The organism is Mariniflexile gromovii (genome assembly GCF_017814435.1).
Lineage (GTDB): Bacteria > Bacteroidota > Bacteroidia > Flavobacteriales > Flavobacteriaceae > Mariniflexile > Mariniflexile gromovii.
Genome location: NZ_JAGJCB010000006.1, coordinates 185,502 through 209,439 on the forward strand (window position 1 = coordinate 185,502; position 23,938 = coordinate 209,439).

24 protein-coding genes and 1 pseudogene are annotated in these 23,938 nt (G+C 33.7%); 20 read left to right on the forward strand and 5 right to left on the reverse strand.

The genetic code is table 11. The annotated features are described in order from the left end of the window. Positions 1–11 precede the first annotated feature (11 nt). The 4 genes from J8H85_RS08745 to J8H85_RS08760 are packed head-to-tail and all read left to right on the forward strand — an operon-like array spanning position 12 to position 3,005. Positions 12–1,283, forward strand: a complete 1,272-nt coding sequence (locus J8H85_RS08745) for an OmpA family protein (RefSeq protein ID WP_209654649.1) — start codon at positions 12–14, stop codon at positions 1,281–1,283. A 12-nt stretch (positions 1,284–1,295) separates the two neighbouring features. Continuing rightward, complete coding sequence (locus J8H85_RS08750; protein WP_209654651.1) at positions 1,296–1,703, forward strand: lipocalin-like domain-containing protein; 408 nt, start codon at positions 1,296–1,298, stop codon at positions 1,701–1,703. 5 nt (positions 1,704–1,708) lie between these two features. Then, entirely contained in the window at positions 1,709–2,752 is a 1,044-nt protein-coding gene (locus J8H85_RS08755; RefSeq protein WP_209654653.1) for a hypothetical protein, read from the forward strand. Positions 2,753–2,789: 37 nt separating this feature from the next. Continuing rightward, positions 2,790–3,005: a hypothetical protein gene (locus tag J8H85_RS08760; protein WP_209654655.1), complete on the forward strand. Its 216-nt coding sequence runs from the start codon at positions 2,790–2,792 to the stop codon at positions 3,003–3,005. Between the two features lie 104 nt (positions 3,006–3,109). Here the strand turns inward: J8H85_RS08760 and J8H85_RS08765 are convergent, their stop codons facing one another. Continuing rightward, positions 3,110–3,520, reverse strand: coding sequence for a TerB family tellurite resistance protein (locus J8H85_RS08765; RefSeq protein WP_209654657.1), 411 nt, complete (start codon positions 3,518–3,520; stop codon positions 3,110–3,112). Between the two features lie 348 nt (positions 3,521–3,868). Between J8H85_RS08765 and J8H85_RS08770 the strand changes: the two genes are divergently transcribed. Beyond that, positions 3,869–4,237 (forward strand): DUF1456 family protein, encoded by a 369-nt coding sequence (locus tag J8H85_RS08770; protein WP_209654659.1) that lies wholly within the window; start codon positions 3,869–3,871, stop codon positions 4,235–4,237. Positions 4,238–4,296: 59 nt separating this feature from the next. Here the strand turns inward: J8H85_RS08770 and sucC are convergent, their stop codons facing one another. Further along, positions 4,297–5,490 (reverse strand): ADP-forming succinate--CoA ligase subunit beta, encoded by a 1,194-nt coding sequence (sucC, locus tag J8H85_RS08775; RefSeq protein WP_209654660.1) that lies wholly within the window; start codon positions 5,488–5,490, stop codon positions 4,297–4,299. A gap of 189 nt (positions 5,491–5,679) precedes the next feature. Between sucC and lysA the strand changes: the two genes are divergently transcribed. From lysA to J8H85_RS08840, 14 genes and pseudogenes are all read left to right on the forward strand, one after another. Further along, entirely contained in the window at positions 5,680–6,915 is a 1,236-nt protein-coding gene (lysA, locus tag J8H85_RS08780; protein WP_209654662.1) for a diaminopimelate decarboxylase, read from the forward strand. Between the two features lie 263 nt (positions 6,916–7,178). Then, entirely contained in the window at positions 7,179–7,937 is a 759-nt protein-coding gene (locus J8H85_RS08785) for a LytR/AlgR family response regulator transcription factor (protein ID WP_209654664.1), read from the forward strand. A gap of 7 nt (positions 7,938–7,944) precedes the next feature. Next, the gene (locus tag J8H85_RS08790; protein WP_209654666.1) at positions 7,945–9,819 is read left to right on the forward strand and encodes a tetratricopeptide repeat protein; all 1,875 of its coding nucleotides are present in this window, start codon (positions 7,945–7,947) and stop codon (positions 9,817–9,819) included. Between the two features lie 167 nt (positions 9,820–9,986). After that, positions 9,987–10,748, forward strand: coding sequence for a hypothetical protein (locus tag J8H85_RS08795; RefSeq protein ID WP_209654668.1), 762 nt, complete (start codon positions 9,987–9,989; stop codon positions 10,746–10,748). A 63-nt stretch (positions 10,749–10,811) separates the two neighbouring features. Beyond that, the gene (locus tag J8H85_RS08800) at positions 10,812–11,312 is read left to right on the forward strand and encodes a nuclear transport factor 2 family protein (RefSeq protein ID WP_209654670.1); all 501 of its coding nucleotides are present in this window, start codon (positions 10,812–10,814) and stop codon (positions 11,310–11,312) included. Positions 11,313–11,538: 226 nt separating this feature from the next. Next, positions 11,539–12,477 carry an NAD-dependent epimerase/dehydratase family protein gene (locus tag J8H85_RS08805; RefSeq protein WP_209654671.1) on the forward strand — a complete coding sequence of 313 codons (939 nt, stop codon included), beginning with the start codon at positions 11,539–11,541 and terminating at the stop codon, positions 12,475–12,477. 38 nt (positions 12,478–12,515) lie between these two features. Continuing rightward, complete coding sequence (locus J8H85_RS08810) at positions 12,516–13,463, forward strand: nuclear transport factor 2 family protein (RefSeq protein ID WP_209654673.1); 948 nt, start codon at positions 12,516–12,518, stop codon at positions 13,461–13,463. An 87-nt stretch (positions 13,464–13,550) separates the two neighbouring features. Beyond that, entirely contained in the window at positions 13,551–14,063 is a 513-nt protein-coding gene (locus J8H85_RS18930; protein WP_245243770.1) for an ester cyclase, read from the forward strand. 12 nt (positions 14,064–14,075) lie between these two features. Then, a pseudogene (locus tag J8H85_RS18935) lies at positions 14,076–14,426 on the forward strand (nuclear transport factor 2 family protein); the annotation flags it as partial. Between the two features lie 35 nt (positions 14,427–14,461). Continuing rightward, positions 14,462–15,496, forward strand: coding sequence for a hypothetical protein (locus J8H85_RS08820; RefSeq protein ID WP_209654675.1), 1,035 nt, complete (start codon positions 14,462–14,464; stop codon positions 15,494–15,496). Positions 15,497–15,498: 2 nt separating this feature from the next. Further along, a complete protein-coding gene (locus tag J8H85_RS08825; RefSeq protein ID WP_209654677.1) occupies positions 15,499–16,914 on the forward strand; it encodes an MBOAT family O-acyltransferase in 1,416 nt (471 codons plus the stop codon). A 5-nt stretch (positions 16,915–16,919) separates the two neighbouring features. Next, entirely contained in the window at positions 16,920–17,564 is a 645-nt protein-coding gene (locus tag J8H85_RS08830) for a DUF418 domain-containing protein (protein WP_209654679.1), read from the forward strand. Positions 17,565–17,576: 12 nt separating this feature from the next. Continuing rightward, positions 17,577–18,752, forward strand: a complete 1,176-nt coding sequence (locus tag J8H85_RS08835; RefSeq protein ID WP_209654680.1) for a DUF1624 domain-containing protein — start codon at positions 17,577–17,579, stop codon at positions 18,750–18,752. 4 nt (positions 18,753–18,756) lie between these two features. After that, positions 18,757–20,052 carry an APC family permease gene (locus tag J8H85_RS08840; RefSeq protein ID WP_209654682.1) on the forward strand — a complete coding sequence of 432 codons (1,296 nt, stop codon included), beginning with the start codon at positions 18,757–18,759 and terminating at the stop codon, positions 20,050–20,052. A gap of 14 nt (positions 20,053–20,066) precedes the next feature. Here J8H85_RS08840 and J8H85_RS08845 read toward each other — a convergent pair whose 3' ends face one another. From J8H85_RS08845 to J8H85_RS08855, 3 genes are all read right to left on the reverse strand, one after another. Beyond that, positions 20,067–20,615 carry a hypothetical protein gene (locus J8H85_RS08845; RefSeq protein ID WP_209654683.1) on the reverse strand — a complete coding sequence of 183 codons (549 nt, stop codon included), beginning with the start codon at positions 20,613–20,615 and terminating at the stop codon, positions 20,067–20,069. 95 nt (positions 20,616–20,710) lie between these two features. Continuing rightward, entirely contained in the window at positions 20,711–22,093 is a 1,383-nt protein-coding gene (locus J8H85_RS08850; RefSeq protein WP_209654685.1) for a M20/M25/M40 family metallo-hydrolase, read from the reverse strand. Between the two features lie 72 nt (positions 22,094–22,165). Next, complete coding sequence (locus J8H85_RS08855) at positions 22,166–23,032, reverse strand: PPK2 family polyphosphate kinase (RefSeq protein WP_209654687.1); 867 nt, start codon at positions 23,030–23,032, stop codon at positions 22,166–22,168. Positions 23,033–23,160: 128 nt separating this feature from the next. Here J8H85_RS08855 and J8H85_RS08860 point away from each other — a divergent pair, with 128 nt between their 5' ends. Further along, the gene (locus J8H85_RS08860) at positions 23,161–23,901 is read left to right on the forward strand and encodes a hypothetical protein (protein ID WP_209654689.1); all 741 of its coding nucleotides are present in this window, start codon (positions 23,161–23,163) and stop codon (positions 23,899–23,901) included. Positions 23,902–23,938 lie beyond the last annotated feature (37 nt).

Genomic DNA, 23,938 nt, shown 5'->3' on the forward strand with positions numbered 1-23,938 from the left:
AAATTTCAACCATGAAAAAAATAATTTTATTAATGCTCATAGTGTTTACAATACCATGTAGAGCACAGTTACTAAAAAAATTAGGAAAAAAAGCCGAACAAGCGGCAGAACGTACCGTAGAGCGACGGGTGGAAAAAGAAGCATCAAAAAAAACAGACCAAGCGCTTGATAGCGTTTTTGGAACTGGTGAAAATAAACCCAAAAAAGAAAAAAGCACAAAAAAGGAAGATGTTGCAAACATTGGTTCAAACGAAAATAAATCAGGAAGCAAAAAAACCAATCAGGATATTGTCAGTCGCAGTTCATTCTTCCCCAATGGCGATGTTATTTTTGAAGAAACATTTAAGGAAGACACACAAGGCAATTTTCCGGCCAATTGGGAAACCAACTCTGGCGGGGAAATTATTTTGGTGAATGGCAATAAAGCACTCAAACTTTACCCCAATAGTTTGTGCATAACCAATATGAAGCTATTACCTGAAAACTATGCCTTGGATTTTGATTTTATAACCGGAAATTTAGATTACAAAGAATTGAGCGGTTCTGAATTTATGGTTCAGTTTGTAAAAGAAAACAAGCTTAATAAAGATTTAAAACAACGGGCTGAATTCCATTTTTCACTATGGCAAGGAAGTGCCTTGCCAAGAAAAATATTTGTTGAGAATTTTGGTGTAGCAAATAAAATTAAAAACAGCATTGATTTTGACATGAACACCAAATTCAATAAATCAGTTCATGTAACCTGTGTAGTGAATGGCAAACGTTTAAGGGTTTACATGGATAATGAAAAAGTTATAGACTTACCCTCCTTTTTACAAGACGGTTTAGGAAGATACATTCAATTTTACTTAAAAGGTACAAAACCGCAATTAAACCATATTGTAGCCATTTCAAATATTAAAATCACTGAAGAAGGTGAAGATATTCGTTCATTAATTTTAAAAGGCGGATTTAGTACCACTAAAATTCTTTTCGATTCCGGTTCAGATAAAATAAAAAATGAATCATTCTCCTATTTAGATAAAATTGGAAATGTTTTAAAAGGCGATACAAGCATTAAATTAAAAATTATTGGTCACACCGATAGCGATGGCGATACCAAAGCCAATTTAGGGTTATCGCAAAAACGAGCTGCATCGGTTAAAAAATACCTCTTAGAACACTTTAAAATAGCGGAAGCATCTATACAAACCGATGGCAAAGGTGAAAGTGAACCAATAGCAAACAATGCAACCAGTGAGGGAAAAGCACAAAACAGACGTGTAGAATTTAAAAAACTATAAACTATATAGATCATGAAAACAACAACATACCTAGTACTTGCAATCTTTATATTGCTTAATTCTTGTAGTAAAAATGACGATCCAGAACCAACTACCGAAGAATTATTGATTTCGGGAAAATGGTTCTTCAATAAATACAATGGCGAAGATATAAACTCTTGCGAACGACAAACTTATTTTCATTTTACCGATGCCAATTCATTAATTGTGGAATCATTTGCTTTCAATTCAAGCTCTATGGTTTGTCAATCTGGTGGTTTAATTGGATACTCCTATACTATAAATTCCAACAACGAAATTATAACAACTGGTGGTGGTACTATTTTAACGTTCCAAATAAAATCCATTTCCCAAACCAGTTTGGTACTGGTTAGGCAAATATCCTCAGGAGCTCTCATTGAAACAACTTTTATAAAATAGGTGCGATGAAAGTTGCTTGTTTCCTTATTTGCCTTAGCTTTTGTTTTGTTTCATTCGGACAGCGGAATTTATTTTTTCATCCAGATGATGAAACCGTTCAAGACACCGTTAGAACACGTTCAGGAAATATGCCCATTACTTTTGAGGATTATGATCCAAATGAAACCATATCATTTGATAAAAAAATTACGTTTTCATTTAGTTCCAATTCTGGAACCTCAACTACCAGTGAATTTCTTGTAAACACCAATAAGGGCTATATGGCAATGAACAAAGAGATGATGGAGCGTATGATTGGGATGGAATTCCCGCATAATAACGATGTAAAAGTACATTACAGGGTTACCAACACTAAAGGAAAAACCTTTTATTACATGGAGCTTAATGGTGTAAAACAAGTCATTAATAGATCGCCAATAAGTGAGGTTTCTATAGATGAAACCAATATGTCGGTAGCTAAATTCAACCGGAATTATTCACCAACTGGAAATAACCTGAACATAAGTAGCCAGAATTACAATTCAGTTGAATATCAAAGCAACAACTCAAGTCCAGAAAATGAGTATTATGTTTATGTAGCAGACCAAAACAGTGTAAATATCAACCCAAATTCCAACCCAAAAACTGCCGGTATTTTTGGTTTAGGCTATATTTTTAATAATAACAAAACGCAACTGGTTACTCGGGTTGAAAACGAAAAAGGCACTGCAGAAATTGAAAATATTGAAGATGTTTCCATTGGTATTGATGGTAACTCCTATAGAAGGCGTGAAAACATTGTGGCCGATGACCATGAACGGGTTACCAATGTAAAAGAAGATTATTTAACTAAAAAGCAAGAATATATCAACCGTTCATCAAACGCACAACGAACCATTTCTAACAAAGAACAAGAAATTCTTAATGTAGAACTTGAAATGGAAGCCAAAAGAAAAAGCGCCATGAACAAATACATTGAAGATGGTGCACCCGCAGAACAAAATGCACAATATGCCCTTGAAAGTTACGATCCAAAGGATGCTATTGAAGTAAAAAAAATTGGAGTGTGAGAAACGTATCTTAATTATTGAAAAAAAACTTGAGCGTATGGGTACAAACAATCCAGATACTAGAAAACTTCAAAATGAAAAAACATGTTTGGAATCTAAAATAATCGATTATAAAAAAGCTCAAGATGAAATGGATGCTATAAAGAACAGAAATTCAGACAACACCTATAAAGGTAATACAGAAAAAATGACCTATTATTTTTCCAATGTTGTGCCTAACATTATGGCAAATCCTTGTTTGGGCAATAACTAGAAAAGCTAAATGCTTAAAATCTCAAAAAATAAAAATACCAAATTCCAATATTTGAGGAATTAAATCCTTCTATTCGAATTTGGATTTTATTTTTGACTTTTCACCTAATTGTATTGTGTTTTAAAAATATCTATTAAAACGTCTGGTGGAACAATTTTATTTGGAAAACTTTCCATTAAATATAAAACCTTTGTAATAGATTCATGACTTAATCCCATACGCAAACCAAAATTATATAATTTGATGGCGTTTTTTGAATTGTTATCGCCGTTATCACCATCAATGTTCATCAATAACACCAATCTGTGGAATTGAACAATACGTTCGCTATGCGATTTTAAATGAATATAATTAATTGGATGTTCAATTAAATAGTCAAAATCTTCCCGTGAAATTTCAAGTTGTTTTGCAACACCTAATAAAAAATTATATTCCATATGCTTTATGTCTTTATCGTACTTGGCGAAAGCTATCATTTCGGATAGCAAACTTAGTTTTTCTACTCTATTAATCATGTCGTGAGGGATTAATTAATTAATAACCTAAAGATAAGCAGAACAGTAATTTAATAATCGTGGATATTCCGCAACTTATCGAAAACACAGGAGTAGTTAATCGTGAATTTTATTTACTTCATCTCAAAAAAGGGAATTCAGTTTATAAAAAATTGACATTTTTATACAATATAAATAAAGTTACTATTTTATACATATTTGATTATCAGTGATTTAAAACAAAATAACGTAAAATAATTAAAACATTTTTTAAAGTACCTTTACAAAAAATATAAAAACGCTAGAAAAGCATCGTGATAGATTCATTATCGATAAACGGTAGCTTTTATTTTAGCGAAAAATAAACATATGACAAATAACGATATACTGAAAAAATTGCGTGTTGCTTTAAAGCTTAGAGATGACGATATTGTTAAGATTTTAGAGTTTGTAGATTTTAGAATTTCCAAGAGCGAACTAGGTGCTTTTTTTAGAAGTGAAGACCACCCAAAGTATATGGAATGTGGCGACCAAATTTTACGAAACTTTTTAAACGGTTTGGTTATTCACTTACGTGGACCCATGCCGGAAAAAAAATCAAACTCCAATAAAGGAGAAATTCCAAAATCCAAAGCTGGGACTGAACAAGGCGAAGCTTCCGCGAAAGCGCAACCCAAAAAATTTATAAAAAAGAAAAGTTTATTACATTCTAAAACAAACAAAAAGAGCAACGGTTAAGATTGCTCTTTTGTTTTATAATATACCTACAAGGTTTTTGAAACCTTGCAGGACAGAAATTATGAAGCCAATACTTGTTGTACTTTATCTGCTGCTTCTTGAAATTCAGTAGCACTTAATACCGCTAAACCAGAATTGTCAATTAACTCTTTTGCAATATCTGCATTGGTTCCTTGTAAACGCACAATAATTGGCACGTTGATGGTTCCCATATTTTTATAAGCGTCAATAACACCTTGCGCTACACGATTACAACGTACAATACCACCAAAAATGTTAATTAAGATGGCTTTTACAGCTGGATCTTTTAATATGATTTTAAATGCAGCTTCAACACGCGCAGCATCTGCAGTTCCACCAACATCTAAAAAGTTTGCTGGCTCTCCACCTGAATGCTTAATTAAATCCATAGTTGCCATTGCTAAACCTGCACCATTAACCATACATCCAACATTTCCGTCTAAATCTACGTAGTTTAAACCTAACTCACCTGCTTCAACTTCAATAGCACTTTCTTCACGTACATCGCGTAAATCAACATAATTTTTATGTCTAAAAAGTGAGTTGTCATCTATAGTTACTTTAGCATCAACGGCTAATATTTTATTATCACTTGTTTTTAAAACCGGATTGATTTCAAATAAAGAAGAATCAGATTTTACGTAAGCAGTATAAAGATTGGTAACAAACTTGGTCATTTCTTTAAAAGCGTTACCAGATAATCCTAAATTAAAAGCAATGCGTCTTGCTTGAAAAGGTAGCATGCCAACGGCTGGATCAATTTCTTCAGTAAAAATTAAATGAGGAGTTTCTTCAGCAACGGTTTCTATGTCCATACCACCTTCGGTAGAATACATAATCATGTTACGTCCTGTTGCTCTATTCAATAAAACAGAAACATAAAACTCGCTCGTTTCACTTTCTCCTGGATAATAAACATCCTCGGCAACCAACACTTGGTGTACTTTTTTACCAGCAGCCGATGTTTGAGGTGTTACTAGGTTCATCCCAATAATTTTTCCTGCAATTTCTTCTACTTCTTTAATATTTTTAGCAAGTTTTACACCGCCACCTTTACCACGTCCACCAGCATGAACTTGTGCTTTTATAACATACCAACTAGTACCAGTTTCGGCAGTTAGTTGTTTTGCAGCTGTTACTGCCTCTTGTGCATTTTGGGCAACAATACCACGTTGGATACGCACGCCAAAACTGCTTAATATTTCTTTACCTTGATATTCGTGTAAATTCATAATTTGCTAAATAGTTATAAGATGCGCAAATGTAACAATTAATTGATAATTGACAATTATCTATTGACAATTAAACTATCATTAATTATCTTTTGTTAATTATTTAACAATTTGTTTAATTTGTTTAATTTTTTATTTATTTCTTTTTTATTGATACGAAAGAAATATCTTTGACAAAAATTTAAAATTATGTTGGAAAATCAATTGCTGAAAATTGCACAAGATTTTGGGAGTCCGGTATATGTTTATGATGCCGAAAAAATTGAATATCAATACAAAAGATTAACAAATGCTTTTAAAACTGTAAAAAGTCTTAAAATAAACTATGCAGTTAAAGCACTATCAAACATATCTATATTAAAACTTTTCAATTCATTAGGTTCTGGAATTGATACCGTTTCCATTCAAGAAGTTCAATTAGGTTTAGCGGCTGGTTTTACTCCAGATCAAATAATTTTCACACCAAATGGCGTTTCTTTAAATGAAATTGAAGAAGCTGCCAAATTGGGTGTAAAAATTAATATCGACAACCTGTCTATTTTAGAACAGTTTGGAACAAAACACCCAAAAACACCGGTTTGTATCCGTATCAACCCACACGTTATGGCTGGCGGAAATGCCAATATTTCAGTGGGCCACATCGATTCTAAATTCGGAATTTCCATTCACCAAATACCTCATATTTTACGTATTGTTGAAAACACAAAAATGACAATCAACGGTATTCATATGCATACTGGTAGTGATATTTTGGATATTGAAGTATTTCTCTATGCCAGTGAAATTTTGTTTGAAACCGCAAAACAATTCAAGAATTTAGATTTTATTGATTTTGGTTCTGGTTTTAAAGTACCTTACAAACCTGGTGATATTGAAACAAATATTGAGGAACTAGGCGAAAAATTATCGGCTAAATTCAATGCGTTTTGCAAAGAATATGGAAAAGATTTAACCTTAGCTTTTGAACCAGGTAAATTTTTAGTGAGTGAGTCTGGAAATTTCTTAACCAAAGTAAACGCTATTAAGCAAACTACCTCTACGGTTTTTGCTCAAGTAGATTCTGGTTTTAACCATTTAATTCGCCCTATGTTTTATGGGTCGCACCACGAAATTATCAATATTTCAAATCCTAAAGGACGCGAACGCTTTTACACCGTGGTGGGCTACATTTGTGAAACAGATACGTTTGGTAACAACCGTAGAATTAACGAAATTAATGAAGGTGATGTGTTATGCTTTAAAAATGCTGGTGCATACTGCTTCTCTATGGCAAGTAACTATAATTCCAGATTCCGTCCTGCGGAAGTATTATGGTACAACAATGAAGCGCATTTAATAAGAAAAAGAGAAACATTTGATGATATTATAAATAATCAAATAGAAGTAAATTTTGCTAGTAAAAAGGAAAAACAATTAGTTAAATAACCTTTACCAATTAAACCGTTTTTAAATGCTCAACAAATGTTGAGCATTTTTTTGTTACATAACATATTAAATTAATAATATTCAAATAAGTTGTTAAATTTCAATATTTTCTTTAATATTATATAAATTTTTCCCCTAAGTCTTTTTTATTGATAGTATTAAACAAAAAAGACCAGTATGTTTCACGCACTCTCAACAGATTTCTTTAGGTCAATCTTCACACCTTACATATTATATGTATTTAATAATCAAATACTTATATAATGAAAACCAACCAACCTATAAAAATTCTAATTGTAGAAGACGAAATGATTATTGCTGCAAACATGTCGCTTCAACTTACTACACTTGGTTACGAGGTTACCGGCATCATGCTAAAAGGGGAAGAAGCCATAATGCACATAAAACAAAACAAACCAGACATTATTTTACTGGACATTCATTTACAAGGCACATTAGACGGTATTGAAACCGCCCAAATAATACAGCTAGATTACAACATCCCCATTATTTATGTAACAGCAAATTCAGATGATGCACATTTTAACAAAGCAAAAGACACCAATCCTTATGGCTTCATATCTAAACCTTTTAAAAAACAAGACTTACAACGCACTATTGAATTAGCAGTTCATAGGTTTTATTCTGAAAATCAACCTGAAACTGAATTTACCGAAGAAGAAGAAAAAGAAACATTACCATTTATTTTAAGCGATTGCATTTTTGTACGCCATCAAGATAAAATGGTGAAAGTACAGATTGCTGATATTCTTTATATTGAAGCAGAACGAAACTATTCGCGTATCCATTCCAAAAACAAAGAATATTTATTGGTAGTAACACTAAAAGATTTGGAAGACAAACTTCCTGAAAATCATTTCATTCGCATACACCGTTCGTTTATTGTCAACCTTTCTCAAATTGATGAAATTGCAACGTCTCACATTGTTATTTCAAAAAAGGCTATCCCTATAAGTGCCGAATCAAAAAAGCAACTGCTTCAACACATTCAAAAAGTATAAAATATTTATGAAAAAACTGGGGTTCATTTTTATTTTGTTCTCGCTTTGCGTATATGGTCAAGATAATAGCATTGACGTTTTACAACAAAAGCTTAATTCTGAAAAAAAAGCCGCCAAAAAAATGGAACTCATAAATGAGATGGTTGCCATCGCTTTTAATAAAAATATTGCTGAAGCTTTAAAATATGCAAAACAAGGCGTAAAACTATCAGAAGAAAGTAACGACATAAACTGGCAACCCAAATTTTATGAAATGCAAGGTAGAATGCATGCCAATTTACTAGAATTAGACTCTGCTAGCCTATTCTTCAACAAAGCTATAAAAGGTTATGAAACTGTAAAAAATGATAGAGGAAAAGCCACAACCCTATTCAAATTATCTTGGGTTGACAAGAAAAAAGGCGATTTAGAACAGGCACTACAAAAAGACCTTTCTGCATTGAAAATTATGGAAACTTTAAAAGATAATGAAGGTATTTGTGATGCTTTAACCCGAGTTTCAGAAGATTTAACCCGCCAAAACCGATTAACCGAGGCTTTGGAATACGCCGAAAAAGCAATTGCCATAGCAGAAAAACACAATTTAACTTCAGAAAAATTTTATGTTAATTTTAATGCTGCCAATGTAGCTATGGCAAAAAGTAATTACACCCAATCGTTGGAATATTACAATAAGGCCTTAGCCATTTGCAAAAAACAAAACATGGGTTTAGCTACTGAAGCTGATGTAACTAATGGTCTTGGAAATGCCTTAAAACGATTGGGAAAATACCCAGAAGCTTTAGAAAGTTACAAACGCTGTTTAGAATTAGCAACAGCCGCCAATTACCCCAACGCAATTTCTACTGTTACCGCAAATTTAGGGGAAGTTAATATGTTGATGGGCAACTCTAAAGATGCTTTAGTTTATCAATTAGAAACTGTAAAATTGCAAGAAAGCAATAACGATGTTTCCAATTTAATTGAAAATTATAACCATGTAAGCACCATTTACAATAAATTGGGCAATTATGAATTGGCTTTGAACTACAAACAAAAGGCTTATTCATTAAGAGACAGTATTGCTTCCATTGAAAGTGATGCAAAAATGTCGGAGCTTTTAACGCAATATGAAACCCAGAAAAAAGAAGAAACAATCGCTTTTCAAAGCGATAAAATTTCTCAACAAACACTTATTCAAACACTAAGTTTTGGTTTGCTTGCCTTATTACTTGGCTTACTTATTTTTGGCTTTATTAGTTATAGAAACCGGAGTAGAGCAAATAAACTATTGGCTTCAAAAAATAACGAAATAGAATTATTATTAAAAGAAGTACACCACAGAGTGAAAAATAACTTGGAAATTGTTTCAAGTTTACTAGCACTTCAATCGGCTCAAATAAAAGAACCAAATGCCAAAGAAGCTATGGCTGAAAGTCAAAACCGCGTAAACTCCATAGGCATTGTTCATCAAAAATTATATAGAAGTGCCAATTTGGGTGCTATTGAAATGAAAGATTATGTATTAAATTTAAGTGAAACCATTTTAGATAGTTTTGGTGCTGAAAACAAAGTGCGCTTAAATTTAGCCATGAACAATCTTGACTTGGATATTGATACTGCTGTTCCATTAGGACTGATTATTAATGAATTACTAACCAATACCGTTAAATACGCCTTTCCTGATAACAACACAGGCACCATTACCATAAAACTAGAAAAACAAACCAACAACATGCTACATCTTGAAGTTGCAGATAATGGCATTGGAAAATTGGGTATTACCCATGGCACCGGTTTTGGCTCGCAGTTAATTGCATTACTTACCCGCCAATTAAATGGCACGATGAAGGAAGATTATTCAAACGGAACTTCGGTTGTATTCAACTTTCAGTTAAGCTAATCTGCTTAAAAATATATTTATACATTTAATTTCAATCATTCAAACATTCCGATAACTAAAACATAGGCTTCGGACATTATTACCCCCGCTTCGTCCTAAATCGATTTCATTTACGAATGATTTTCAATAGCTTAGGGTTATTAATTAACCATTTAAACGCTATTATCATGAAAATCTCAAAAAACACACTATGCACTACATTGTTACTTATTATGGCAACAATAATGCTAAGTGCACAAAACCAAGCCTATTGGGTACATACGGACTATGTGAAACCCGCCATGCAAGACGAATATGAAAAAACAACTAAAGATTTTGTGGAAGCTTGCAAAAAGTATGACCTCAAAGGTGCAGATTGGACATCTATAAGAATTGATGACGGCAGGTATTTATCTATTGCCCCTATTAAAAATATGGCAGATTTTGACGCCAACCCTCTAGCGCCACTTGCTGAAAAAATGGGAAATGAGAGTTTTTCTGCTATATTCAAACGTTTTAACACCTGCTACGATAAGCACACAGATTATGTGATCCATTTAAACAGCAACCTATCTTACATGCCTGACGGGATGAATGTTAACATACCCAATCAAGATTACAGAAAGTACCATTTCTTTTACGTAACACCTTCAACGTCCAAAGCGGTTTCAGAAAAAATAAAAGCAATAAAAGAATTCTACGTAAAAAAAGGGCTCAAAGAGCAATTTAGAATCTATCAAAGCGGATTTGGTGCTCCTGAAGAATTCTACGTTGCAGTACTTTCAGCTAAAGATGCTCAAGATTATATAAAAACAAGTGATGAAGCTGAAGCTCAATACGGTGAAGAAGGCAAAAAACTGTTTGATGAGCTCTTCAGTTCAATTTCCAGATATGAAACCAAGTCTGGGGTAATGCGTCCTGATTTGGCCTATGTAGCAAAAACCAATTAACCAACCACTACGAAACCTCATAAATTATAAAAGGTTTGTGAGGTTTTATTAAAACTAAAAACGATGAAAAAATTACTATTACTTGGACTTGCCATTATTCTTTTCACAAATTGCAACCAACAAGAAAAACGCTATACACAACAATCACCAGAAATTGAAATTGTAAAAAAAGCCATTGAAAATTACAACAATAAAAAGTATGATATAACCTTGTATGCCGATACTTCTAAAACATTATTTAACTCCTCAAAAGCTTTAATGTCGCCATCAGAAACCATAGCATATCATAAGACGAATGATGCCATTTATTCTAGCAGAGGTTTTACCAATGAAGACCCAGAATACGAAATGGTCGTGACCGATGATGGCGAAACTTGGGTAAACTGTTGGCTAAATTGGAAAGGAACACTAGCGGCCAATAACAAAGAGTTTGATATACCCATCCATTTAACCTATCGCTTTATTGACGGTAAAATTGTTAGAGAAGTTGGGTTTTGGGATGCATCAGCCATTGCTTTGGAACTTCAAGCTATTGAAGCCGAAAAAACAGCATCAGAAAACTGAAAAAACATAAAGCTTATTTTTAGAAATCAATTACAAAAACAGGCAGTTTATTTCAACTTAATGCTATAAATAATTATTTCATTTTGTAATTAAAAAAGAATTAGTCACTCTTTAATTATTGTTTACTGTCTGTTTTTATTCTCCCAACATTACCTACTTAATTTTATTGTAATAACTAAAAGTACATAGACACACCTTTTGGAAAAGGCATAAAAATTATTTCAAAATGAAAAAAGCAGGCATCATAGGTGGCTCGGGTTTTATAGGCAGTTATATAACCAAACAATTTCTAGACCATGGTTTTCAGGTAAAAGTATCGACCACCGATATTACACGGAAAGACAAATACGAACATTTAATGGTTTTTAATCATTCCGAAAACCTCTATATAAGCGAATTAGATGTAACAGACAAAAATGCTTTAAAAGATTTTGTAAGCGATTGCGATGTGGTAATACATAGTGGCACCCCTTTCATTTTAGATTTTGAAGACCCAAAAACCCAATTATTCGACCCAACAATTAAGGGAACAGAAAATTTTTTGGAAGTTATCAATAACACACCCAGTATAGAAAAAGTAGTTTTTGTAGCCTCCGTGGCTGCTTATAATACCAATTTTCCATTTCCGGCTGGAACAAAAAGCTTCACTGATACTTTTAATGAAACAGATGTAAAATTCACAAGTAATGAAAGTCATCCGTATGCACAAGCTAAGTTTTTAGCGAATCAAGCGGTAGAAAATTTCATTAAAAAAAATTCTGATTTACATTTTGAAATCAGCTCTGTTTCCCCAGTTATGGTTATAGGCAAAGCACTTTCTATAAGAGAAGATTCTACATCAGGCAATATTCAATTTTTAATTAAAAACAATATGGCACCCAATGATTTTATGAAAGCCATATTTGATAATGATGTGCCATTCGCCATGGTAAATGTTGAAGATGTTGCCATTGCAACATACAAAACAGCAAACAAAAAAGGTCTACATGGCAAAAATTATTTATTGAGTAGTGAAACCTACAAAGCATCGGACATACACGCCATGCTTAACCATAAAGCCCCAAAAGAAAATCCAATTGTTATCTATCAAAACAACTTAGCCAAACACGATTTGGGCATGCAATTCAAACCTGTAAAAGAAGCCCTTAACAGCTATTCAAACTAGAAATAAATTCAAATTAATTAACATAAAAACCAATAAAAATGAAAACAACAAAATTATTAACGGTACTTGCTTTTATAAGCACTACGGCCGTATTTGCACAAAAGAAAACCAATGGAACCGTTTACATCGATCATCCTGCAATTACAGTGGTAGAAGATATGACTAAAGCTTTTGTAGCAGGAGATTCCACAAAAGTAGCCAGTTATTTGGCAGATGACTTTAAATCCTTTAACGGCGTAGGCACAAGAACCAACGACAAAGGACGAGACAAAGCCTCCTTTTTAAGGGGTGTGAAATGGTGGAAAGATGCGATTGATTATTTTTCTATAACACGTACCAAAGGTGCTTACCCAGATGCGATAGAATACAAAGAAGGCAACCAAAAAGATGTGGTTTGGGTACAAACTTGGGAAGACTTAAAAGGGGTGCACAAAACAACAGGTGTAAAAATTAACATGCCAGTACATAGACTTTATGTGGTAAACAAAAACAATAAAATACAAACTCTTATAAGCTATTCAAACGAAAGTGTTTTTGATGAAATTGGTGTAAGTTATGGCAATAGAACCAATGGTACCATTTACAATCACCACGACAATATTAACACTGTTAGAAAATTAACGTATGCTTATGAAAATGGCGATCTAGAAACAACCATGAGTTTTTATAGTGATGATGCCAGATTTAATGACATTAATGATGAATTTGGAAAATCGTATACAAAAGCCGAAACAAAAGCAAGTTGGGCAAAATTTCTAAAAGATTATGAAATTGTAAGCATCGATATGATTGGTTACCCAGATTATTTAGAATACGAAATGAATGATGGCCGTGAGGTATTATCATGGTGGAATTACCATTTAATTCGTAAATCGGATAAAAAAGCAATTTCAATTCCTTTTCATTTTAGCAATAGCTTTGATGCCGATGGAAAAATAGTAGCTGAAATGGCCTATTATAGTCAAAGCTTGTTGACTGCAAAGTAAAACATTCAAAATACAAAGGCAGCTTAACTATTAAGTTGCCTTTGCATTTACTCTATTGCATAAGTTTAACCACTAAAATCAACCAAAATGAAAAATTCAGTCAAACTATTTCTTCTAATCATTGGATTAAGCATCATGTCTTGCAACAATGCTAAAACTGAAAAAAACATTAAAATGTATTCCGATACCTGGGACCAAATTGTTAATGATGGTAATCTAGACCTCATCAATAACACAAACTTCACCAAAGACATAACAATGGTATCCAGTCCGGAAAACATTGTTGGTATTGACAATTTTAAAGCCTATTACCAAAACTTCATCACTGGATTTTCAGATATTAAATTTACAGTGATTGATATTTTTGGTCAAGACGATAAAATTGTGAAACATTGGAATTTTAAAGGAAAGCACACTGGTGATTTCTTTGGCATTCCAGCAACAGGAAAATCGGTAGATATTGAGGGTGTTACCATTGCCAAAATGAAACATGGTAAAATTGCCCAAGAGCAAGATTTTATGGATAACACGGTATTTATGCAACAATTGGGGCTGGCGTCCAATCCAGAAAACATTAAGGTTATTGATGGTTTATACTAAGCCTTTGCCACAGGCGATATTCCAAATGTGCTTGGCGCTATGGATGCAAAAATAGTGTGGAATGAAGCGGAAAGCAACAACTTGGCCGATGGCAATCCATATATAGGCCCTGAAGCTGTAAACAATGGTGTATTTGGACGTGTTATAGGGGGACATGAATATTTCAAATTAGCAGACATAGAGCTTCACGAGATGAGCAATAATCAAGTTTTGTCAACTTTACGCTATGAAGGTAAATTCAAGAAAAGTGGCAAAGTTTACAATGCACAAGCAGCTCATCTATGGACATTAAATGATGGGAAAATAGTTGCATTTCAGCAATATGTGGATACTAAAAAGCTTGCGGATTCGGAGAAGAAATAAAATATTTAAATATTACCAACCAAAAACCAACCAACATGCAATTAAAACAATCGCTACTCATGGCTATTGCACTAAGTGTAATAAGCCTTGGGGCTTGGGAACTCTATTGGAGATCTCAAGGAAAAACACCTAACTTGGACGATAATAAAGATCTCTGGGCTGTTCAGCGTGCTAAAGGGAACAAAGCAACTGCTGATGATGTTATTCTTACCGGATCATCTCGTGTATTATTTGACATCCAATTAAATGAATGGGAAAAGGAAACGGGTATCCGCCCTATACAACTGGCTACTGCCGGCGCTTCTCCATTGCCAATTTTTAGTGACATTGTCAATAACACCAATTTTAAAGGTACTGTTTTAGTAGGAGTAACACCTCCACTATTTTTCTCTACAACCTACCCTTTGGCAGACCCTTGGTATAGAGCACAAAATCGTACAGATTATTTTCAAAAAAGAACTTACGCACAACGCTTTAATCATTTACTATCAATACCCCTTCAGAAAAATTTAGCTTTAATATCTACTTCTGAAGAAAAATGGAATGATAATTTTGATTTAAAAACGCTCATAAACAATATAAGAATAGGTGAAAGAATCCCTCAAGAAATGCCTCCATTTTATCGGTTTGACAACATAGACCTGGACAGAAATGTTGAAATGACACCAAGAACCGTCAACGACACAGCTTTTGCTAATACCCATAAAAAAGTATGGGGATTTTTTGGAAAAGTATCACCTCCGCCTGACAAAAAATCTACCATGGACTTTTTTGTTAACGATGCCAAAAAATTTATGGAAAGAGGTGGGAAAATCATTTTATTAAGATGTCCTTCAACGGGAGGTTTTAGAATGGGTGAGAAAATGGTAACACCAAGAGCTGAATTTTGGGATAAACTAGTGGATACGCTTGCTGTACCCAGTTATCATTTTGAGGATTATGAACCATTTAAAAATTTGGATTGTCCAGAATGGTCTCACTTATCTGCTAAAGATGCTCGATTTTTTACTACTGAACTTGTTAAAATATTGAAAGCTGATGGCGCTTTAACTAAATCTAAAACCAACTAATTATGTTATTCAACTCATTAAGTTTCGTCGTTTTTTTAGTAGTGGTATTAGCATTATACTATTCAAAAATATTCAATTGGACGAATAAAAAACGCATACTCCTTTTTGCCAGTTATCTATTTTATGGTTTATGGAATCCGCCTCTAGTTATTTTACTTTGGATCTCTACAGTTGTAGATTGGATTACAGGAAAAAAATTGGCTACCGAAGAAAACCAACGTAAAAGAAAACTATGGCTTTTGTTAAGCATGTTTGTCAATTTAGGTTTTCTTACCTTTTTTAAATACAGAGATTTCTTGTTGGACAATTTTACCACAGTTGTAAACGCATACGGCTACGGCTATAATGCTACACCCATGGATATTATTTTACCAATGGGCATTTCGTTTTACACCTTCCAAACTATGTCCTATACCATAGACATGTATTTAAAACGGACAGAACGTGCCAAAACATTTTTAGATTTTGCTTTATATGTTACATTCTTCCCGCAATTGGTAGCAGGACCTATAGTAAGAGCAACAGATTTAATTTCTCAGTTTTATGAAGAAAAAAAAGCTACGGTAAATCAATTTTTATGGGGTTTATTTTTACTAACATTGGGGCTTTTTCAAAAAGTTGTAATGGCAGACACCATGCTGTCCGATACAGCCGATAAAGTATATGGCGCAGATAAAGTTTTAAATTTTTGGGATGCTTGGATGGGTACCTTGGCGTTTTCTGGTCAAATATTTTTTGATTTTGCAGGATATTCTACTTGTGCCATAGGAATCGCCTTAATGCTTGGCATTATATTACCAGATAATTTTAGATATCCTTATGGGTCTTTAGGGTTTTCTGATTTATGGAGACGGTGGCACATATCCCTTTCATCATGGCTACGCGATTATTTATACATCCCATTAGGTGGAAACCGTCATGGTATTGTTAGAATGTATGCTGCTTTAATGATAACCATGCTTTTGGGAGGATTATGGCACGGTGCAGCATGGACTTTTATTGTGTGGGGTGGTTTACATGGAACTTACCTCATTTTAGAAAGGTTACAACGACAATATGTCCCTTTTAAAATAACTGCTCGCAACGGTATATTCTTAGCGTTCATAACCTTTACATTTGTAAATATCACATGGGTGTTTTTTCGAGCCCGAGAGTTTAAAACAGCTTGGAATATGCTAAGTTCCATGCTTTACATGAATCCTGAAGGAGAAAAAGTTATTGGTTCTTTTGATATTTTAAAAGTGAGCGTGATTATAGGCATCCTATTTCTTTGTCATTGGTTTATGAGAAATACATCAGTTGAAGCTGTTTCAAAAAAAATATCACCAATAGCTTTAGCCTTTGTTTGGGCATCTATGTTTTTCCTGATTGCTATATCACAAGGTAGCGGAGAACAGTTTATATATTTTCAATTTTAAAAACCATGAAAACTCCACAAACAGTATTAATTCCTTTAAAGAGTTCGGATAGAATTCAATCCCTTGATATTATGCGAGGTATTGTTTTATTCGGAATTTTATTAATGAATATCAACGGCATGGGACTAGCCAGAGCTTATGAAGACCCAACAGTTAGTGGAGGCTCAACGGATTTGGATTTGGCTACATGGATAACAACCAACATGTTTTTTGAAGGCACCATGAGGGCATTATTTTCCCTCTTATTTGGTGTTGGCATGTTTATACTTCTTGACCGACTCGAAAAAAAGGAGCAAACATTGAAGCAGCAAACATCTATTTTAGACGACTTATTTGGTCATGTTGGACTCATCATGTTATTTTGTAAACTACCTGTTTTAAACTTGTTAAAGATGAGTTTATCAGCTGTCGGCAAAATGGCTTTAACCAATTATGTGATGCACTCGGTTTTTGCTATGTTTATTTTTACTGGTGCAGGATTTGGACTCTTTGGAACCTTTTATCGTCACGAATTGCTTTATATTGTTTTTTCAATTTGGCTTTTTCAATTAATAGTAAGTCCTTTATGGTTAAAATATTATCAATTTGGTCCTTTAGAATGGATTTGGAGAAACTTGAGTTACCAAAAAAGGCATCCTTTTAAGAAATAAATAACATCAAATATGATTAAAACCAACCGTATAGAATCCATAGACATATTAAGAGGTCTCGTAATGGTCATTATGGCATTGGACCACGTTAGGGATTATTTTCATTATGGCTCCTTTTTTTCAGACCCTACAAATTTAGAGACTACCACACCTTTCTTGTTTTTTACACGTTTTATTACGCACTATTGTGCCCCAGTATTTATTTTTCTTGCAGGTACTTCGGCATTTTTATATGGCAGCAATAAAACAAAACCACAAGTATTTAAATTTCTTTTTACTAGAGGACTATGGCTTATTTTTTTAGCATTTATAGTAAATAATTTTGTTTGGAAATTTGATGTCACCTATAGCTTTGTTATTTTACAAGTAATATGGGCCATAGGCCTGTGCATGGTTCTTTTATCATTTACCATTTTTTTACCTATTAAAGCATTGCTTATTACTGGAATCATTTTAATTGCGGGCCATAACTTACTTGACGGTATTGTAATGCAGGGTTCAAGTTTTAAATCAATTGTTTGGTATATTTTACATCAACAACAATTTATACAAATAGGAGATACTTTTTTTGCTTTTGTTTACCCAATAATACCTTGGTTTGGATTGATAATCATGGGCTATGGCTTCGGCATACTTTACACCAAAAATTTTGATGCCTCTATTAGAAAAAAATGGTTGTTAACAATAGGATTATCTACAACCATTTTGTTTTTTATTATTAGAGGTATTAATCTTTATGGCGATTTAGTACCCTGGACCATTCAAAACACAACTACCAAAACCATATTATCGTTCTTCAACGTTACCAAATATCCACCTTCGCTTTCTTATTTATTAATAACCATAGGGCCAGCTTTATTGTTTTTATACGGCATAGAATCCGTAAAAAACAAAATAACCGATTTCCTTTTAGTCTTCGGGCGTGTGCCCTTATTCTATTATTTTTTACATATTTTGGTTATACATGTATTGGCTATAATAGGGATTTTAATTTTTGGTGGAAACTGGCGAGATATGATTCTTACTGCTGAAGTATTTCAAAATGCAAAACTTATAAACTATGGGTATTCCCTTTTAATAGTTTATTTGGTATGGGCAGGAGTTATAGCATTCCTTTATTTTCCGTCTAAAAAATACATGGTTTACAAAGCCAACAATAAAGACAAATGGTGGTTAAGTTATTTGTAAAAATATGATAGAAAAAGAAGAGGGTTTAAAAAGAAAAATAGGCGTATTAGGTCTATCAGCTAACATTGTTAATATTATTATTGGGTCTGGTATATTTGTATTACCTGCAGTGGTAGCTGGCTATATGGGGGCATCAAGTATTATAGCCTATATTTTTTGTGGTCTTTTAATGGCAATGATTATGCTTTGCTTTGCTGAAGCTGGTAGTAAAGTAACCAACACCGGAGGTCCTTACACCTATATTGAAACAGCTTTTGGAGATTATGCGGGGTTTATTGGAGGTTTTTTTGCTGTTGGAAGCAATCTTTTTGCTGATGCAGCTGTTTCAAATGCTTTGGTTAACGTAATAGCTTCGGCGTATCCAATATTGGAAAACGGATGGCTCAGGTTTTTATTTCTATTTATCCTTTTTTATGGAATGGTTTATATCAATGTTATTGGGTTAAAACAAGGCATTGGTTTAGTAAAATTCAACACACTAATGAAGCTCATTCCCCTTATACTGCTTATCGTTATCGGTTTTAAAGATGTTTCCATAAGTAATTTATATTTTGAAAATATGCCTAATATTAAAACCTTAGGCGAAACCTCACTGATACTGTTTTTCGCTTTTCAAGGTTGTGAAACAGGCCTCGTAGTTGGCGGAGAGGTTTCCAATCCTAAACGCACCATTCCTAAAGCCATTTTAATAAGTATTACAACTGTTATGGTTGTTTACATTTTAATTCAAACGGTTTCTCAAGGTATTTTAGGAAGCGATCTACCAAATTTTAAAGCTGCCCCACTAGCAGAAACTGCTAAAATAGCTTTTGGTCCATTTGGTTATATACTTTTAATTATAGGCGCGGTCGTTTCTATGTTTGGATATATGAGTGGCACCATTTTAAATAGTCCAAGAATAGTTTATGCACTTTCAAGAGACCATGTTATCCCCATAAAAGCACTTTCTAAAATCCACAAGTCTTTTGCAACACCTTACATTGCTATTATTACATATGCTACTATAGGCTTTATTTTGGCTATTTCAGGTAGTTTTGAACAATTGGCAGTGATAGCAAGTAGTTCTATGTTAATGCTTTATTTAGGAGTAGCGCTGTCTGTAATTAAACTTCGTAGCTCCAAAAAACACCAACTTATTGAAGGTTTTAGAATTCCTGGAGGACTAAGCGTACCCATATTATCTATTGTCATTATCCTCTATTTCTTATCCAATTTAGCTGGAAATGAAATTCTTGTCACTACAATAATTATAGGTGTTTTATCAATAATCTTTTATTTAATAAAGTTTATGAAGACATAGAATAAATTAAATTTCTATTCTCTTAGTTTTCCGCTGAATAAATTCACTTTAGAATTAAATGGGTTACCTGAAGAACGGCGTAACATGACCACTTGCCCACAATGCCACAACGCATCGGCAATGGGACCGTTGATAATATTCCAAAAAGGCACTTCGGTATCTTGAAGTTGAAAATTAGCATTTCTCAAAACATCAGATACCAATTTAAAATTCAACAAGGTTTGTTTACGCATATCGTCAAAAGACAGTTCCGCTTTATAGGCATCTTTATTATCACTTAAAATACTGTTTCTAATAAATTTAGACAGACCATAAATATGCTCGATAGTTTCCATAGTGGCGCGCCCTGTTTCACTTGGTTTGAAGTTTAAATCTTCATCTCGCAAACCTTCAGTTACCCAATAATATCGAAAGCCCAATCCATCAATCATTCTGGCAGCTACTGTGTTCGCCGTATAATCTTCTTGATAATCGGGAATTTCATAATAAGGTAATTTTTCTTCTGACTGTCCCATAGAAAACATAGAACTCATTAGTAAAAGGGTGAAAATTATTTTTTCCATTTAAAAGTTGATTAAATATCCCTGATCAAATACTCGATGTCAGGTCGAGCCTTTCGACTGCGCTCAAGATAAACTAAAGTCGAGACCTTAAATAGCTAATTGTTTTTCACTCCATACTTATCGAACAAGTACACCAAAGCGGTCATGGTGGCCGCACCTAATTCCAACTCGCGTTTATTAACGGCATCAAACGTATCGTTACTGGCATGATGATGATCGAAATAACGTTGCGAATCGGGGCGCAACCCTGCTACCACGTTGCTTTTATTCTTTAAAGGACTTACATCGGCTCCTGTTCCTCCCTTTTCAAAATAATGAATTAAATAAGGCTTAAATAACGGTTGCCAATTAATTATTTGGTTGAAATTGGCATCGCTACAATCGAAACTGAAACCACGAGGTGTAAATCCGCCTGCATCGCTTTCTAAAGCAAACACATGGTTTTCTCCTTTTTGTTTGGCTTCTTCTGCATATTTTTTAGCTCCGCGAAGCCCATTTTCTTCATTCATAAACAATACCACACGAATACTGCGTTTTGGTTTGATACCAGATTCTTTTAACAATCGTAACACGTCCATAGATTGTACCACGCCAGCACCATCGTCGTGCGATCCATCACCTAAATCCCAAGAATCTAAATGTCCGCCTACTACCATATACTCATTTGGGAACTGACTACCGGTTATTTCTCCAATCACGTTGTACGATTGCACATCTGCCAATTGCTTGCAGTTTTGTTTAAAATAAAGCTTTATGTTTTTATCAAGCTGCAACATGGTACTTAAAACTTCAGCATCATTAGTACTTATAGCTGCAGCTGGAATGCGCTTTTCAACAGGAATATCATCATAAGTCATACTTCCTGTGTGTGGTAAATCGTCCAATCGTAAATTCATAGACCTTACGATAACGGCAATAGCGCCATATTTGGTAGCTTCAACAGCTCCTTTATAACGTTGGTTTACGCAACCTCCATAAGCATCAAAGGTTTGAATTAAATCTGCTTGCATCGGGCGATTGTAAAACACTATTTTACCTTCAATACCTGCCTTTCCTAAAGTTTCTAATTCTTCAAAATTTTTAACCTCAACAATATTGGCTTTAATTCCTAAAGAAGGTGTTGCAACCGAACCACCTAACGCACAAATATTTACTGTATTGGTTTTTCCGGGTGCGGTTTCTATATAAGCGTACTCTTTAGCGCCTCGAACCCACCTTGGAACCATAACAGGCTGCAACCAAACCTTATCCAAGCTTAAAGCTTCTAGTTCCGCTTTTGTGTAAGTTACTGCCCTTTCGGCTCCTAAAGAACCCGATAAACGACTTCCTATTTGAATTGATAAATGGTTTAACCAATCATAACTTTTACCATTTGTTAATGAGGTTGTATATATTTTCTTTAAAACGGCTTCATCAGTTTGAGCATTTAAGCTTGTGAAGATTATAAAACAAATTAATGTTGTTAAGGTTCTTATCATATTTCTAAATTCAAAAGTTTAAAAATACTATAAATAGTATGCTTGAATTCTAAAAGAAATCATAAAACTTGGTTATTCACTTTTTAATTGTTCTTTATACATTTCTATATTGGCTTTAATATCATCATCCAACTCAGGTTCTTGTATATCGGTATACTTCTTTAGGGTATCGTACATTATTTTTGCAACTATATAGCGTGCAGAATCTTTATCATCGGCAGGAATAGTGAACCAAGGTGCATGTGGTTTTGATGTTCTGTTGATGGCATCCTCATAACAAACTTGATATGCATCCCATAATTTTCGTTCTTTTAAATCGCCCGGAGAAAATTTCCAATTCTTTTCCTGCTTATCTAAACGACGCAACAACCTGTTTTTTTGTTCTTCTTTTGAAAGGTTTAGAAAGAATTTGAAAATGATGGTGCCATTATCGGCTATATGTTTCTCAAAATTATTTATTTGTTCAAAACGGGCATCCCAAAAAGCATCATTTATAGCATCTACAGAATTTACCGTAGGAATGTTTTCACCCAAAATATAACCGGGATGTACTCGGGTTACCAACACGTTTTCGTAGTGCGTTCTATTAAAAACACCAAACTTGCCTCGTGCGGGCAATGCTATATAATGTCTCCACAGGTAATCGTGCTTTAACTCCAATTCGGTTGGCACTTTAAAACTATGTACCACTACGCCCCTGGCATTAAACTCTTTAAACACTTCGCGTATTAAACTATCTTTACCAGAAGTATCCATACCTTGCAAACAAACCAACACCGCATATTTACCATGTGCATACATGGTATCTTGAAGTTTACCTAAATCTTTGCTTACATCGTTTAACTTTTTATCGGCTTTTTTTATAACCTCTTTAGTTTCAATATTTTTTAATGAAACCGAAGTTGTTACTTTATATTTCTCTATGAATGTATCTTCCATGTGTAAAGTTTTGTTTGCAACTAATATTCTATAAATATAGTAAATCCCACAAATTCGACGAACTACACCCTTATGTATAATGTTTTTGATACTTTAGCCTCACCTATTTATGTACTAACCCCAAATTTATGAAACACATTTACCTATTTTTAGTTTTAATTACTTCCTTTTCTATTAACGGACAAACCGAATGCGATGATGCCAATTACTATCTTGTGAGTGCTTATTCGCATGTAAAATCGTCTTATGATGCCAATAACATTAGCCATTTAAAGTATTATGCAAACCGATCGGTTGAATCATTAAACCTTTCAAATAAGAAATTAAGCAGTTGCGATTGTGCTCCTGCAAAAGAGCTTGCCGACAAAGCCATTATTTTATTATCTAAAGTTGAAGCTGCCAAAACTTATGAAGATGGCCGATTTTATGTAAAACAAGGCCGAGATTTAAGCAAAGAAAGTGTTATTGCCATTGATAAATGCATGACTTCTACCAATACTGAAAGTGTTACGAACTTAGATGCCTTAAGCGATTTAGAAAAAGAACAGCAACAGTTAAAACAGCAACAAGAAGCTTTAAAACTTAAGGAAGCCGAAATAAAAGCAAAATTAGCCGAACAGAAAGAAAAAGAATTGGAACTTAAAAAGGAAGCTTTAATTCTGAACTATCAAAATGCTATTGCTTCCAATATCAAAACCTATAACGAAACACTAAAAAGCTGTAATTGCAATCACCAATCCATAAAAAACATGGATGATTTAGAGGATGCCACATCAAAAAGCATCGAGGAGTTAAAGGTTTTTTACGTAAACAACCTTAAAACGTTGGCTTCAGCTTATTTATCGGAGTTGAGTTTGTGTACTAAGTAATTTATTTGACTGATCGAGCGCAGTTTAGACCTAAACA

Bases quoted from the DNA above. Each gene is read 5' to 3' on its own strand.
- lysA (WP_209654662.1), top strand. From the start codon at position 5,680: ATGTTGGAAAATCAATTGCTGAAAATTGCACAAGATTTTGGGAGTCCG.
- J8H85_RS08830 (WP_209654679.1), top strand. From the start codon at position 16,920: ATGAAAACTCCACAAACAGTATTAATTCCTTTAAAGAGTTCGGATAGA.
- J8H85_RS08760 (WP_209654655.1), top strand. From the start codon at position 2,790: ATGGGTACAAACAATCCAGATACTAGAAAACTTCAAAATGAAAAAACA.
- J8H85_RS08785 (WP_209654664.1), top strand. From the start codon at position 7,179: ATGAAAACCAACCAACCTATAAAAATTCTAATTGTAGAAGACGAAATG.
- J8H85_RS08845 (WP_209654683.1), bottom strand. From the start codon at position 20,615: ATGGAAAAAATAATTTTCACCCTTTTACTAATGAGTTCTATGTTTTCT.
- J8H85_RS08750 (WP_209654651.1), top strand. From the start codon at position 1,296: ATGAAAACAACAACATACCTAGTACTTGCAATCTTTATATTGCTTAAT.
- J8H85_RS18930 (WP_245243770.1), top strand. From the start codon at position 13,551: ATGAAAAATTCAGTCAAACTATTTCTTCTAATCATTGGATTAAGCATC.
- J8H85_RS08835 (WP_209654680.1), top strand. From the start codon at position 17,577: ATGATTAAAACCAACCGTATAGAATCCATAGACATATTAAGAGGTCTC.
- J8H85_RS08745 (WP_209654649.1), top strand. From the start codon at position 12: ATGAAAAAAATAATTTTATTAATGCTCATAGTGTTTACAATACCATGT.
- J8H85_RS08850 (WP_209654685.1), bottom strand. From the start codon at position 22,093: ATGATAAGAACCTTAACAACATTAATTTGTTTTATAATCTTCACAAGC.
- J8H85_RS08795 (WP_209654668.1), top strand. From the start codon at position 9,987: ATGAAAATCTCAAAAAACACACTATGCACTACATTGTTACTTATTATG.
- J8H85_RS08825 (WP_209654677.1), top strand. From the start codon at position 15,499: ATGTTATTCAACTCATTAAGTTTCGTCGTTTTTTTAGTAGTGGTATTA.
- J8H85_RS08855 (WP_209654687.1), bottom strand. From the start codon at position 23,032: ATGGAAGATACATTCATAGAGAAATATAAAGTAACAACTTCGGTTTCA.
- J8H85_RS08800 (WP_209654670.1), top strand. From the start codon at position 10,812: ATGAAAAAATTACTATTACTTGGACTTGCCATTATTCTTTTCACAAAT.
- J8H85_RS08860 (WP_209654689.1), top strand. From the start codon at position 23,161: ATGAAACACATTTACCTATTTTTAGTTTTAATTACTTCCTTTTCTATT.
- sucC (WP_209654660.1), bottom strand. From the start codon at position 5,490: ATGAATTTACACGAATATCAAGGTAAAGAAATATTAAGCAGTTTTGGC.
- J8H85_RS08755 (WP_209654653.1), top strand. From the start codon at position 1,709: ATGAAAGTTGCTTGTTTCCTTATTTGCCTTAGCTTTTGTTTTGTTTCA.
- J8H85_RS08805 (WP_209654671.1), top strand. From the start codon at position 11,539: ATGAAAAAAGCAGGCATCATAGGTGGCTCGGGTTTTATAGGCAGTTAT.
- J8H85_RS08810 (WP_209654673.1), top strand. From the start codon at position 12,516: ATGAAAACAACAAAATTATTAACGGTACTTGCTTTTATAAGCACTACG.
- J8H85_RS08790 (WP_209654666.1), top strand. From the start codon at position 7,945: ATGAAAAAACTGGGGTTCATTTTTATTTTGTTCTCGCTTTGCGTATAT.
- J8H85_RS08840 (WP_209654682.1), top strand. From the start codon at position 18,757: ATGATAGAAAAAGAAGAGGGTTTAAAAAGAAAAATAGGCGTATTAGGT.
- J8H85_RS08820 (WP_209654675.1), top strand. From the start codon at position 14,462: ATGCAATTAAAACAATCGCTACTCATGGCTATTGCACTAAGTGTAATA.
- J8H85_RS08765 (WP_209654657.1), bottom strand. From the start codon at position 3,520: ATGATTAATAGAGTAGAAAAACTAAGTTTGCTATCCGAAATGATAGCT.
- J8H85_RS08770 (WP_209654659.1), top strand. From the start codon at position 3,869: ATGACAAATAACGATATACTGAAAAAATTGCGTGTTGCTTTAAAGCTT.